The organism is Streptococcus gingivalis, from assembly GCF_035544715.1.
GTDB lineage: Bacteria > Bacillota > Bacilli > Lactobacillales > Streptococcaceae > Streptococcus > Streptococcus gingivalis.
The window spans coordinates 195,673-209,803 of the sequence record NZ_JAYKTO010000001.1; the positions used below are offsets into that span (position 1 = coordinate 195,673).

The 14,131-nt window shown below is 44.3% G+C and carries 10 protein-coding genes; 8 read left to right on the top strand and 2 right to left on the bottom strand.

The window, feature by feature from the left end:
- Nucleotides 1-23 precede the first annotated feature (23 nt).
- The 3 genes from SM122_RS00880 to trxA all read left to right on the top strand — a co-directional run bounded on the left by SM122_RS00880 (nt 24) and on the right by trxA (nt 5,571).
- Nucleotides 24-2,009, top strand: coding sequence for a peptide ABC transporter substrate-binding protein (locus tag SM122_RS00880; protein WP_023918412.1), 1,986 nt, complete (start codon nt 24-26; stop codon nt 2,007-2,009).
- A gap of 119 nt (nt 2,010-2,128) precedes the next feature.
- Nucleotides 2,129-5,158: a CocE/NonD family hydrolase gene (locus SM122_RS00885; RefSeq protein ID WP_324737713.1), complete on the top strand. Its 3,030-nt coding sequence runs from the start codon at nt 2,129-2,131 to the stop codon at nt 5,156-5,158.
- A gap of 98 nt (nt 5,159-5,256) precedes the next feature.
- Nucleotides 5,257-5,571 (top strand): thioredoxin, encoded by a 315-nt coding sequence (trxA, locus tag SM122_RS00890; RefSeq protein WP_003002728.1) that lies wholly within the window; start codon nt 5,257-5,259, stop codon nt 5,569-5,571.
- 405 nt (nt 5,572-5,976) lie between these two features.
- Here trxA and SM122_RS00895 read toward each other — a convergent pair whose 3' ends face one another.
- Nucleotides 5,977-7,458 (bottom strand): alpha-amylase, encoded by a 1,482-nt coding sequence (locus tag SM122_RS00895; protein WP_195326797.1) that lies wholly within the window; start codon nt 7,456-7,458, stop codon nt 5,977-5,979.
- Between the two features lie 208 nt (nt 7,459-7,666).
- Between SM122_RS00895 and SM122_RS00900 the strand changes: the two genes are divergently transcribed.
- The 3 genes from SM122_RS00900 to SM122_RS00910 are packed head-to-tail and all read left to right on the top strand — an operon-like array spanning nt 7,667 to nt 11,717.
- The gene (locus tag SM122_RS00900; RefSeq protein WP_195326843.1) at nt 7,667-9,298 is read left to right on the top strand and encodes a M20/M25/M40 family metallo-hydrolase; all 1,632 of its coding nucleotides are present in this window, start codon (nt 7,667-7,669) and stop codon (nt 9,296-9,298) included.
- Nucleotides 9,299-9,337: 39 nt separating this feature from the next.
- Nucleotides 9,338-10,081, top strand: coding sequence for an ABC transporter ATP-binding protein (locus SM122_RS00905; RefSeq protein WP_014713507.1), 744 nt, complete (start codon nt 9,338-9,340; stop codon nt 10,079-10,081).
- Nucleotides 10,071-11,717, top strand: a complete 1,647-nt coding sequence (locus SM122_RS00910; protein WP_155169575.1) for a hypothetical protein — start codon at nt 10,071-10,073, stop codon at nt 11,715-11,717. Before SM122_RS00905 ends, SM122_RS00910 begins: the two co-directional genes overlap by 11 nt.
- A 193-nt stretch (nt 11,718-11,910) precedes the next feature.
- Here SM122_RS00910 and SM122_RS00915 read toward each other — a convergent pair whose 3' ends face one another.
- Nucleotides 11,911-12,753: a DegV family protein gene (locus tag SM122_RS00915; RefSeq protein ID WP_031573532.1), complete on the bottom strand. Its 843-nt coding sequence runs from the start codon at nt 12,751-12,753 to the stop codon at nt 11,911-11,913.
- A 129-nt stretch (nt 12,754-12,882) separates the two neighbouring features.
- On the opposite strand from SM122_RS00915, the gene SM122_RS00920 reads away from it, so the two are divergent.
- Both SM122_RS00920 and SM122_RS00925 read left to right on the top strand, forming a co-directional pair.
- Entirely contained in the window at nt 12,883-13,452 is a 570-nt protein-coding gene (locus SM122_RS00920) for a TetR/AcrR family transcriptional regulator (RefSeq protein ID WP_003010925.1), read from the top strand.
- 99 nt (nt 13,453-13,551) lie between these two features.
- Nucleotides 13,552-14,124, top strand: a complete 573-nt coding sequence (locus SM122_RS00925) for an HD domain-containing protein (protein WP_155169577.1) — start codon at nt 13,552-13,554, stop codon at nt 14,122-14,124.
- The last annotated feature ends 7 nt before the right edge of the window (nt 14,125-14,131 follow it).

Here is a 14,131-nt window from a genome sequence, read left to right on the forward strand (position 1 = left end):
TAAAATTTCTTAAGGAGTTTTACATGAAAAAAAGAAATGTTATTGCACTTGCGGGAGTTGCCCTCCTTTCAGCAGGTATCCTAGCAGCTTGTTCGGGTGGTTCTAAATCATCTAGCTCAAGCAACGGTCAAAAATTCTCATATGTTTATGAGACTGAGCCAGAAAACCTAAACTATATCACATCTGGTAAAGCAGCAACCCACGATATCACTGGAAACTTGATTGATGGTTTGTTTGAAAATGATAAATACGGGAACTTGATTCCATCTCTTGCAAAAGATTGGACAGTTTCGCAAGATGGCTTGACTTATACTTATAAACTTCGTGACGATGCTAAATGGTATGATTCAGAAGGCGAAGAGTATGCGGATGTAACAGCTAAAGATTTCGTCACAGGGATTAAATATGCGGCTGATAACAAATCAGAAATGCTCTACATCATCCAAGATTCTATCAAAGGCTTGAATGACTACGTCAGTGGTAAAAATAAAGATTTCTCAGCTGTAGGAGTAAAAGCAGTTGATGATCATACCCTTCAAATCACTTTGAACCAACCAGAATCTTACTGGAACTCTAAATTGACTCTTGGGATCACTTTCCCTGTCAACGAAAAATTCGTGAAATCAAAAGGGGATAAATTCGCTCAAGCAAGTGATACTAGCTCCCTTCTTTACAATGGTCCTTACATCTTGAAGAGCTTTACTTCAAAATCTTCTATCGAAATGACCAAGAATGAAAACTACTGGGATAAAGACAAGGTCTACATCTCAGATGTGAAATTGGAATTCTACGATGGACAAGACCAAAGTAAATTGGCTAAATCATTCGGTGAAAATGCTCTTAGCTTGGCCAAACTCTTCCCAACTGGATCTGGTTACTCAGAGCAAGCCAAAGAATTCAAAGACGAAATCACCTACACTCCTCAAGATGCTGCTTCTTATGTTATTGGTACCAACATCGACCGTCAATCTTACAAACACACAGCTAAGAAGACCGATGAAGAAAAACAATCTACTAAGAAAGCTCTCTTGAACAAGGACTTCCGTCAAGCGATCAGCTTTGCCTTCAACCGTGAAGCGTATGCTGCTCAATTGAACGGAAAAGACGGAGCAAGCAAGATCATCCGTAACCTCTACATTCCACCAACATTTGTCCAAGCTAATGGCAAGACCTTTGGTGAAATGGTGAAAACTCAATTGGATACCTACGGAGATGAGTGGAAGTCTACTAAACTAGACGATGGTCAAAATGGTCTCTTCGATGCTAAGAAAGCGAAGGAAGAGTTTGCAAAAGCGAAGACTGCCTTGGAAGCAGAAGGTGTGAAATTCCCAATTCACATCGATATGCCTGTAGACCAAACCACACCATCAAGAGTTCAACGGGTACAATCCTTCAAACAATCAGTTGAAGAAGCACTTGGTAAAGAAAATATCGTCATCGATATCCAAATGCTTTCGAAGGAAGACCTTCAAAATGTGACCCTCTTTGCACCAAATGCGGCTGGCGAAGATTGGGATCTCTCTGATAATGTTGGATGGAGCCCTGACTACCAAGACCCATCAACTTACATGGATATCTTGAAAGCTTCATCTGGTGAAAATACTAAGACTTTCCTTGGATTTGACCCAAGCGAAAACAATGAAGCAGCTAAAAAAGTTGGTTTGTACGACTTTGAAAAGATGATCAAAGATGCTGGTGCAGAAACACAAGACGTCAACAAACGCTATGAAAAATATGCGGCTGCACAAGCTTGGTTGACTGATAGTGCCCTTGTGATGCCAACTTCTTCATCAACAGGACGTCCATTCTTGACACGTATCGAACCATTCTCAGCTCCATTTGCATGGACTGGTGGTAAAGGAAAAGACCACGTGATCTACAAAGGAATGAAACTCCAAGATAAAGCTGTGACAACTGCTGACTACAACAAAGCCCTTGAAAAATGGCAAAAAGAACAAGCAGAGTCAAACAAAAAAGCACAAGAAGATCTTAAGAAACACGTCAAATAAGAATCGATAACCGAGGCTGATGCCTCGGTTTTTTGTGGGATCATTTGAATATCAACTTGATATAAAAACGCTTACATAGTATAATAGGAGTGTTGTTTACAAAAAGTGAGGAGATTGACATGAAAAAGAAAACAATGGTTTCCATTCTCGCATCAAGTTTATTGATCGCGCCGATGGTCTTGCATCAAGTAGCAGCAGCAGATGAGCAGACAGAAGAGCTAGCTCCATCGACAGAAGTGGTCCATGCTCCATCTACTGAAGCAAGACCGACAACAAGTGACGCAAGTACTGTCACTAGTGAAGAAGCTGCAAGCTCGAATGAGGCATCGCTGGATCGGGCGACAGGTGCCAATCAAGTAGCTCCTACAAGAGAAGCCCACACAGTCTCAAGTGATCCAACTGTTCCAGTAGCAACTCCAGTAGTAACAAACAGGGAAGCTGCACCTCAATCCACTCCTACTTCAGAAGCACTGGCAACAAGTCAGGATTTGGCAAAAGTCACAGGTTCGACCCTTGCAAGTGATCAGGCTACTAAAGAGTTGACAGTGCAAGATGCTGTTAATGGCTTGCTTCAATGGGCAGCAACGGATCCAAGCCAATTAGGCCAAAGCCAAGCAGATCGGGAACGCTTTGCCAAGAGTTTAGGTTTGATTGAAACATCAGAAGATCTGACTCGTAAGGTCAGTCAGCCAGAATTGGCCAAGATGTACGAAACAGCTAAGAAACTCTATGATGCCTACCGGGCTGAAAAGAAAAGCCCTCTCTTTTTAAATGGTCGTGCCCAGCCTATTTTCCCTTATACGACGGGAGAAAAAGCAGACGAAGACTACAAATATGAGGACAGCCAAATTGTGCGCTTCCCAGTCTATGTCGAAACGGACTACGACACCGATGCAGATGGCAAGCCAGACTTGGTCAAAGCCATTGTTCAATTGCCAAAAGCAGTCGCGCAAGGAGATTTTAAGGCAGCAACTATTCTCGAAGCGCGTCCTTACGTAGCAGGAACACTCGATGAAAACTACGTGACCCTTGAAAGTCTGGGGCTTCCGACAGATGGCAGCTACGACATGAAGAAACTGCACAGCCAACCTGCAAAGAGACAGCCAGTTGGCAGTGAGACGACAGTAGAAGCAGCGAAAAAAGCCAAAGCATCGGATTGGTACTACTACAGTCCCTACGAGTATATCTATGACTACGAAGATCTCAACTGGTACGACTATTTCTTGGTCAGAGGCTATGCCTTTATCTCGAGTGCTGGACTTGGGACCAAGGGATCAGAAGGCTTCAATACAACCGGATCTGACCTCGAAATCAATGCCTTCAAGAATATCATCGAATGGGTCAATGGCAAACGCAAAGCCTACACCGATAAGACTAGCAATATCGAAATCAAGGCAGACTGGGCAAGTGGCAATGTCGCAATGACCGGTCTCTCCTGGGCTGGCACCACAACCTTTGGTGTGGCAGCGACTGGCGTAGAAGGCCTAAAGACCATCGTTCCAGCAGCAGGGATTGCTTCTTGGTATGATTATTTCAATAGCCAAGGGACCCAATTTGGCAATTCACCTTATAGTGACCTTTCATGGCTCTCCCTCTACGTTAGCACGCGGATGCTGGATCAAGAAGACTGGGCAGGGATTTGGCAAAACTATTCCAACTACATCAACCAATTGAACAAGGACCAGTACGCTCATGATCGCAACTACAGTGATGTCTGGAAGGAGCGGGATTATACCCTTCATCCAGAAAATCTCAAGACCAGCGCCCTGATTGTCCATGGCTTGAACGATGACAATGTCAAGACCAAACATTTTGAACTCATGTACGATGCGCTCAAGAAAGCGGGCCAAGATGTCAAGCTCTATCTCCACCAAGGAGACCACGTCTATCCAGCTGCTATGTCCCGTGGATACGGCATCACCGCCAATGGTCAGGACTTTTATGACCTGCTCAATACCTGGCTGACCCATTACCTCTATGGAGTGGACAATCACGTCGAAAGCTTGCCAGCGGTTCTAGCTCAAAACAACTATGATCCAAGCAAGTGGACCAGCTATGATAACTGGAAGAGCAGTCAACGTCTCTTCTTGAATGCAAGCTCGAAACGTCTAGAAGAAACCATTTCTAGTGACTATGCGGCTGCAGGTGTTGAGATCGCTAACCGTAATGAAACAGTCAGCAAAGCCTCCTCTAAGGCCAATCTGACCTTCGTTTCTGATGTTACTGAGGACACTACGATCAAGGGCCACATCCCCGTTCATTTCAAGGCAGCTCTTGCCAAAGGTCAAGGAAAGAATTTCCAAATCAACGCCCTTTTGGTAGATGTGGCAGATGAGGACTTTGACGTGGTGGGAAATGGTAGCGTCAAGCAAGATAAAACAGCAGACGCTTTCTGGATGGGAAGCAATTTAAGCAACCTATCTGTTGCCGAATACGAAACCATCAAGACCAAGTACAAGGTGATCGCAAAAGGCTGGATCAACCTTGCGAATCCTAAGTCTGGCTACGATTCAGCAAGCTCACGCGCTAGCATTGAGCCAAAGGTGGGAGAATACCACGATTACACGGTTTATCTCCAACCAAATCTCTATACGGTTAAGAAAGGTCACAAGTTAGCCCTAGTCTTTAACACCTATGACCCGTCTGATTTAACGGTGGAGCATCCCTATGAAGTAACCTTTAAGACAGATTCTATCCAGGCAGCGATTCCAATTGTCGAAAAGACCCGCGCCCAAAAGGCAGCCTATGTACCAAGTGCAACAGATACTGACTATGCGAATTTACCAGAAGTTGAAGGTGCTGCTCTAGTTGCTCCAGAAGTGCACTACAAGGAAGAGTATACGCTTCCAACTCCAGAATACTTTGTCCAACCAAGCCAAACTCTTCCTGAAAAAGAAGATCAGATGCAAACAGAATCAGCAAGACAAGAGCACCCTCATCATACACTAGCTGTATCTTATGGACCTCAATTTGTTTCACCAGGATTGGCAGAGTATCCTCAAGAAGTGACTCCTGCAGTAGGAGGAGAGCAAGCAGACCGTATGCTTCCTCAAACAGGGAGCAAAGATCATGCTCTAGGTCTCTTAGGTCTGTTTACCCTGACAGCTTCTAGCCTCGTCTTTTGGCGCAAGAAGAAAGAAGATGTCTAAGGAGTCCCCGTAGCAAATATTTCTAAAATGGCATCATTTAGTGTAAAATAAAAGTAGAAATGCAGAATCAGTAGATGCCTACTGAAAAAGGAGGAAATATGGCACACGTAATCACAGATGCAACTTTTGAACAAGAAACCAGCCAAGGCCTTGTCTTGATTGACTTTTGGGCAACTTGGTGTGGTCCATGCCGCATGCAAGCTCCAATCTTGGATCAGTTGGCAGAAGAAGTACATGAAGATGATTTGAAAATCTGTAAGATGGATGTCGATGAAAATCCAAATACAGCACGTCAATTCGGTATCATGTCGATCCCAACTCTTCTCTTTAAAAAGGATGGACAAGTTGTCAAACAAGTGGCTGGAGTTCATACGAAAGCCCAATTGAAAGAAATCATTGCAGAATTGAGCTAAAAAGAAGGGAGTGGGAAAGAACTCCGTAAAATAAAAAAAGTTGAAAAGGTTCCCCAAACCTTTTCAATTTTCCCACCCCCGTATAGCTTCAACAGTCTGGGAGACTGTTGAAGGTTGTGGATAAAGGAAACTTTGTTTCCCTCATTAGGTTATCTTCGGAGCTTAATAAGCGAACGAAGATACCAATCAACCACTGCGTCATACAGTTATTTCTATCAAACATCGAAGGCTGGATAATTTTTTCCAGCTTTTTTTGATGCTCTTTATTTCTTTTAAATAGACGCGACACCCATTGACAGCGCTTTCTTATAGTGCTAAAATGAAGCTGTATTTCCTATAAAATTTTTACAGGAAAAAAATTCTCCTAGGAAGATGTCGATCCTAGGAGAAAATTACATATAAAGGTTATTGGCCCTCTGTATCTTGGGCTACCCAGACGCTGACGGAGCGTTCTGCCACTGGGAATTCAGCAGTACCGTCTTCTTGAATTTGGACAGTTTCGCTACAATTTTCAAGGACATCATAGTAGGTGAGGCCTGCGTAGGATGAGCCGATCTCCATGACTTTTGTAGTAGCTTGGTTATTCGAAACCAAGCAGGCGATTGGTGCTGATTCTTCTGTACCTAAACGTGTCCAACCGATGCAATTAGGATCATCGAAGTAGTCTGTTTGTTCCCCGTAGGCCAGATCTTTACGAACCCGTAAGAGGCGATCGAGGACCTCTTGGAAACTTTCTTGCGCAAACTTGCCCTCGATACCGTAGTAGTCTCCATAGAAGACACAAGGCAAACCAGCTTCACGAAGTAAGATCAAGGCATAGGCTGCAGGCTTAAACCATTCTTCAATGGTAGATTCCAAGGCTTGTCCTCGTTGGGTATCATGGTTGTCCACAAAGGTTACGGCTTCTTCAGGATGATTGAGCGCTAGTGTTCCGTCAAAAATAGTTCGCAGGTCGAAATTTTCACCTTCTTGACTAGCTCTGAAGAGATTTTGGTGGAGGGCTACGTCGACCAGGTCATACAGGTAATCAATGCTTTCCAAGTACTCATCGTTGGTTTCTGTGTCCCCATTCCAAAATTCACCAAAGACGTAGAAATCTTCACCATATTTTTTGGTAATATTGTGGATGAAATTCTTCATAAAGAAGGAGTCAATGTGTTTGACTGCATCCAGACGGAAGCCCTCAACCCCTGTCGTTTCGATAAACCATTCAGCCCATTGATCGAGATTTTCTACAACCTCGGGATGTTTGAAATCGATATCGGCGTACATGAGGTAATCGTAGTTTCCGTTTTCTTTGTCTACCAGATCTCCATGAGCCCAACCTTTGTTGTCCCCTTGGATTTGGTAGATTCCATTCTTATTACGAGAAGCATCGTAGTCCGTACCGGTGAAATGGTACCAATGCCAGTGGAAGTCATTATAGGCGCCATTTCGGCCATCAAAGGTGAATTTGGTCCATCCTTGAATGGTGAAGGGCTCAGTGAGAACCTTGTTTCGATCCATGGGATCGACCTCAACAACCTCGAATTCCTCTAAGCCATCGGCAGCAGCTTTATGGTTGAGAACGACATCGGCCATTGGTTGAATCCCTGCATCTTTGAGGGCTTGAATGGCTTGAAGATAATCATCTTTGAAGCCATATTTGGTGCGAACCGTTCCTTTTTGGTCAAACTCGCCCAAATCAAAGAGGTCATAGACTCCGTACCCAACGTCATTGTTAGAAGTAGCTTTAAAAGCAGGCGGCATCCAGACTTTACGAATACCCAAGTCTGCTAAGTGTTGCGCCTCTTCAGCAAGACGCGTCCAGTGGTTCCCATCAGCGGGCAAATACCACTCAAAATATTGCATTAAGGTTTGATTTTCCATTTTTATTTCTTCTTTCATGTGAATGTCCCTATTTTACCAAAAATAGTTGGATGCGACAAACGATTGCGCTGGAAGCAAGCCCTTTCTAGAAAAGAAACCGCATACATGAAAGAAATGAAGTGAGAATATAAAAAGTAGTATTTTATTTACGTAGAAATATCAGTCTGATACATATATTTCTATTCATTTTATAGTTTGATCATATCAAAGGAGGATTGGTTTGAAAGTGAAAACCACCAATAGAGAGAGCATCGAAACAATTTTTACCGAAGCCTTGGCGATTCCAAGCTTCACCAATACTGAGACCGAACAAGGAATCGAAACCTACCTGGATCAACGGATTGGACAAATCCCCTATTTCAAGGAACATCCGGACCATTTTGGGCGCTATCAGGTGCCACAGGATCACTTGCATCGGTCGGTCAATTGGGCCTTGGTCGATAAGGGCAAGAAGAAAACAGTTATCCTTTTCCACCACCATGATACAGTCGATCTAGAAGACTATGGAAATTTGTCAGAGATCGCACTCGATTCTGATCAAGTAGCAGAAGCTTTGAAAACATTGGATAGGCGACCCGATATGCAGGAAGATTTAGCTTCTGGGGAGTGGAAATATGGAAGAGGGTCTTGCGATATGAAAGCAGCCCTAGCCCTTCAATTGGGGGTTCTGGAAGCCTATGCAGCAGATCCTACAGAAGGTCAGGTCAATCTGCTCTATCTCTCTGTTGGAGACGAGGAATCCTATTCACGTGGGATGCGGGGGGCTTTGGGGCTCCTGACAGATTTGCAGGAAAAATTTGATCTGAATTATGTATTAGCAGTAGATTCGGAGCCCTTTGAATCGGATCTAGAAAAAGAAAAAGTCCTTCACATTGGCACAGTGGGTAAACTCATGCCAGTCGTTATGGCGCAAGGCGTCTTATCCCATATGAAGGAGCCTCTTAAAGGGATCAATGCCTTGTCCCTCTTAGTAGCCATCGCAAGCCAGCTAGATCTTCATCCCGATCTGGCAGATCAGGCGTTGGGAGAAACGTCTCCCCTTCCTTCTTGGTCCTATCTCAGAGATTTGAAGGAGCAGTACGATGTATCGACCGTGCTCTATGCGGCTGGTTATTTCAGTGTGCTGCATTTGAAGAAAACACCCCAAGAGCTCCTACAGCGGATTTATGAGCTTAGTCAGGAGGCCTTGGATGCCTTTTACAAGAAGTATGAACACTTGCAGGATCAGGCTGGCCAAGACCATATTATTGCAAGGCCAAGAGTCATCACCTACCAAGAGCTAGAGGAACGTTGCCAAGCCATAGAAGGTTACCAAGCCTTTAGGGAAGCTTCTAACCAAAAAGCGGAACACGATTTTCGTAATGGGACCAGCTACCAGAGCCTTGCAATCCTGCAAATCCAGCGACTCCTAGAGTTTCTCGGAGATAAGGATCCCATGGTGGTCATTGGTTTTGCGCCCCCCTATTATCCTTCTATGAATTGTCGCTTTTTGGACAATACAGAACTCAAAATCGAGTCCTTGATCGAGGATTACCGCCAGTATCTGGACCAAAGAGGCTATAGCTTAAAAGTCGAAGAATACTTTATGGGGATTAACGACACCAGCTATTGTGCCTTGGAAAAGGATGTGGCTTCTTATCAAGTCGTCCTAGATAGCCTAGCCACACCAGCCCAGGTCTATGATCTGGATCTGGAAAAAATTGCTCAAATTCAGGTTCCAGCGGTCAATCTAGGCCCTTGGGGCAAAGAATTGCATAAGCGAGGAGAGCGGGTCTACAAAGAAGACTTTTTGGAGACCATTCCAAACTATTTACTAGAATTGCTCTACCATTTCGATGATCGCTTATCAACAGAATAAGAAAAAACGGTCCCAATGAGGATCAATTAGGGAGTTAACATGATTACATTTCACGGAGTTACCAAAGATTACGATGGGCATATTGCCCTCAACCACTTGGATCTGACCATCGAAGACGGACAAATTGTCGGCTTGATTGGCCACAACGGAGCTGGAAAGTCAACGACGATTAAGAGCCTGGTCAGTGTCATCACCCCAACTACTGGATCAATTGAAGTGGATGGTCAGGACCTCTATAGCCATCGGCTGGCGATCAAAAAGAAGATCGGTTATGTAGCGGATTCACCAGATCTTTTCTTGCGCCTCACAGCCAATGAATTCTGGGAGTTGGTTGCGACCTCTTATGATATGAGTCAGAAAGACTGTGATCAACGCTTGGAAGAGCTTCTTACGATCTTTGATTTTCAGAGCCACCGCTATGAAGTGATTGAATCCTTTTCACATGGGATGCGCCAGAAGGTCTTTGTCATTGCAGCCCTCTTGTCGGATCCAGATATCTGGGTCTTGGACGAACCCATGACCGGTTTGGATCCACAGGCTTCTTACGATTTAAAACAAATGATGCGCCAACATGCGGATCGCGGCAAGACGGTTATTTTCTCTACCCACGTATTAGAAGTGGCCGAACAACTCTGTGATAAGATCGCCATTCTCAAAAAAGGTAATCTCATCTTCTATGGGACGATCGAGGAATTGAAGGGCCAACATCCCGAACAAAGTCTGGAAAGTATCTATCTCAGCCTAGCGGGGCGGAAGGAAGAAGGTGGCGATCATGCGTCTTAAGATCATCCAACAGCTGGTCAATGTCAATATCATCTATGCTAGTCAGCCGGCCCAGATCGCAAAATTACGCGCCAAACAGGCTAAAAAACCGGACGTCAAACTCAATGTTGCCCGCAGATCGGTGCTCAACTACCTCTTTTTAGGATTGGTCTATTTCCTCATATTTGGCTTGCTCTTTAGTATCTATGATTTTGTCCATCAGCCAGCCTTCTTTGTCAATATGGTGGCCCTCTTTTCCTTGATGACCATTTCCCAAGGCTTTATGAGTTTTTACAATGTCTTTTATGAAAGCAAGGACCTCCAGTTTTACCGGCCCTATGCTTTCTCAGATGCGGAAGTCATTGCTGGAAAAAGTATCTCGGTCATCCTGACCCTTCTCATGGCTATCCTTCCATTGATCAGCTATTTTTTGATCCTGCCTGTCCAAGCAGGCGGCTTCAATCCGTTAGGGATCCTGCTAGGCCTCTTTTGTGCCGTGATTCTCTTAGGCGTTCTCTTTTTAGCGACGATTTTACTAGCTCATTTGATCACTAAGACCCTTTTTTTCAAAAAACACACGACCCTGGTCTCCAACATCATGGTCGGAATTGGTTCTCTTCTGAGCCTAGGAGCTTATCTCTATCTGAATCTAGTCCAAACCCATCGGGTAGAGGTGTCGGGTGGAGCGGGTATTCCCATTCTATTTCCACCTTTTACAGCCTTTCATCAGTTTATCCTCCATCCTTTTGATGGTGGAGCGATCCTTGGCCTTCTGGGCTGGATAGCGGTGCTTTTGGTCTTGATCGGCCTGGTTCGCAAAATCGTGATCCCACAATTCTATGATGCAGCCCTTGCGGTTGCGACCAACCAAACCGTCAAAGAGCGCGTGAAAGCCATCCATGTGGGCCAGAAAGACTCCTTTAGACAGTTTGTCATTCAGTATCATCGCAGACTCTTGAGCGATGGAACCCTTATGGTGCAAGTCCTATTGATGATGAGTATTCTGCCATATATTTTCCTCCTCAGTGGAGCAGCAGGAGCATCAAAAAATATAGGAGGCCTCAGTCCTTACTTGACACCCCAGTATCTGGTACCACTGACCCTTGTTGCCATCTTGATCGGTGTTTTCAATAGTTTTGGAGGCTTGACCAGTATCGGTATTTCGCTAGAGCGCGAAAACTTTGAATACTTGAGATCCCTCCCTGTTGATTTCAAACGCTATCTCTTTATGAAGTTTTGGTTGCTCTATCTGGTGCAATCCATCCTTCCTGTCATTCTTCTAGTTGGCGTTTGTCTCTATTTTGGCGTCCATCCCTTGGCTATCCTTGCCATGTTACTGATCTGGGTTGTAACGACCATTCCGATCTGCATCCGAGACTATGTCAAAGATTTTCAGAACTTTAGCACCAATTGGACCAATATCACAGAGTTGATGACCCGTCATCGTGGGAATGCAGTTCTTCAGTCTATCCTCTTGATTGTCTTTCTCTTTGTGATGTTTCTCCTGATCATTGTCAGCTTCATTTGGACCTATCATTCCGTCAGCACCCTGCTGGCTGTGATCCTTTATAGTGTCATCCTGCTAATCGGAGCTGGGATCAGCTATACCATTTACCGCAAAAAAATCCGTACCCTCTACCAAGAGATCGGAGAATAAAAAAAGAGAGTGGGACAGAAATCGGTCATTCGTTAGAATTCAATTTCGTCGTCCCACCTCCGCACAGTTGAGTAGGGCTGTAAAAGCTGATGAAATCAGTGTAGTAGAGCCCACTCAACCACTGCGTCTTGCTCGACAATCCAAAAATACTTGAGAGGCTAGGACTTTTGTCCCAGCCTCTTTTTAGTGGTGATTAAATTTCATAGCCCATGAGGAGGCCGCCTTCTTCGGCGTAGAAACTACAAAGTCCAGAAGTAGGAAGGACTTCGATCATTGCATGGGCAAATTTTTCACGAACCAATGCAGAGAATTGCTCGATAAATTTTTCATTGTTGCGGTGAGCGATGGTGATATGACCGCCAGTATACCCCGCCTTGATCAATTCATCAAAAGCAGCCTTGATCGCTTTCTTTTGGCCACGAGCTTTCTGGAGCAACTCAAGAGTACCGGTCTTACTAGCTTCTCCGACCATACGGATATTGAGGAGCCCGACAACAGTCCCGATCAATTTGCTGAGACGCCCATTTTTGACCAGATTATCAACCTTGGCCAAAACAAAGAGCAACTTCGTCTTAGACTGATAGGTGGTGATCACATCGACAACTTGATCAAAATCAAGGCCTTCAGCGACCAACTGATTGAGCTTGCGAACGATTAGGTCCACCTCACCCCCAGCTGATAAGCTGTTAATGACGTGGATATTGGCATTTGGATGCTCTTCTAGATAAATCTTCTTGGCTACCTCGGCACTATTGTAGCTACCTGAAAGGGTTCCAGTGATGGTCACAACGACAATATTTTCAGCCCCTTCAAAGGACTTCATGTAGTCATCAGGACTCGGACAGGCAGACTTAGAAGCAGTCGTGGTCGCATACATCTCCTCCATCATCTGATCGATATTGAGCTGGGCATCATCTGTATAGATGGTATCACCCACTTGGATGGTCAATGGGACACTGACAAACTCCGTATCCGGTGCCAGATTGTCCAAAGAGCGGTAGTCACAGCCTGAATCCGCAATAATTTTCCATTTCATCAGTTCATACCTCATAATTGTATAAAAATGTACATTGACAAGTAGTATGTCTTCTTTTACAATTATATCATGAAGTACAGTGCTATCCAAGCAGATATCATCAGGTGAGACAGATAGAAAGTAAATGTTATGGCAGAAAGAAAAATATCCGAGAAATCCTTGGAAAATCTCAAACGATTTAACCGAGAAAACAATGCGATTACACGAGAATCCATTGAAATCTCTCTCCTGCAATTGTTGGAGAAAAAAGATCTGAAAAAGATCACTATCTCTGAGCTGGTACAGCGTGCGGGTGTCTCTCGCGCAGCCTTTTACCGTAATTATGACTCCAAAGAAGAGATTCTAGAGTCCATCTTTCAATCTAGTATCGCAAAGATTACCAAGTCTTTAGATGGTTACAACCTCAAGACAGATCTCTATCAAGTCTGGGTCTACCTCTTTAAGGAAGTTAAGAAAGAAGCCAAGATCATTAGCCTAGCCATTGATTATAATTTCGAGCGGCTCTTGACCAAGGCAGTCTATGATTTTTTAGAAAAACGAAATGGTAGCTCCTCGAATGGCGCTGGCAGCTACCTCAATTCCTTCTGGAGCTCAGCCATTGTCTCTGTCATCTCCAAATGGATCAAGGATGGCATGAAGATCCCCGCTGAGAAAATTGCGACCCTAGGCCTGCCCCTCTTTCCACAAAAGAAAAAGTAAACACCACCGAGAGGTGGTTTTAAAGTAAACTGCACATCTCCATAACTAGTTCAAATGAATAGATAAAACTGAGCAGAGATTAAACAAAGGACAAGAACGATGATCGAAGAACGAATCCAAGTTGCTAAGCAGTATGTTAAAACCTTATTTGCTGATCGAGCGGATGGCCATGATGTAGAGCATACCCTCCGCGTCTATACCAATGCTATGAGAATCGCACAAGCAGAAGGTCCATGTGATCTGGAGATAGTGGGCTTGTCAGCTCTTCTTCACGATGCTGATGATGATAAATTGTTTCAAACAGAGAATCATGCGAATGCTCGTAAGTTTCTAGAAGAGATCGGTACTCCTAAAAACCAAATCGAGCAGATTTGTCGGGTAATCAATGCTGTTTCTTTCAGCAAAAATCGCGGTAAGCATCCAGAAACCTTAGAAGGCAAGATTGTCCAGGATGCAGACCGGCTCGATGCGATAGGAGCTGTAGGAATTGCGCGAACTTTTTCCTATGGTGGCCACAAAGGGAGACCCCTTACTGATACCGTCCAACATTTCCACGACAAGTTGCTCCTCTTAAAAGATGAAATGAACACGGAGACTGCCAAACAAATGGCAGAAAGTCGCCATCAATTTTTAATCACCTTTCTAAAAGAACTAGAGAAGGAATTGGACTGAGTGAAAT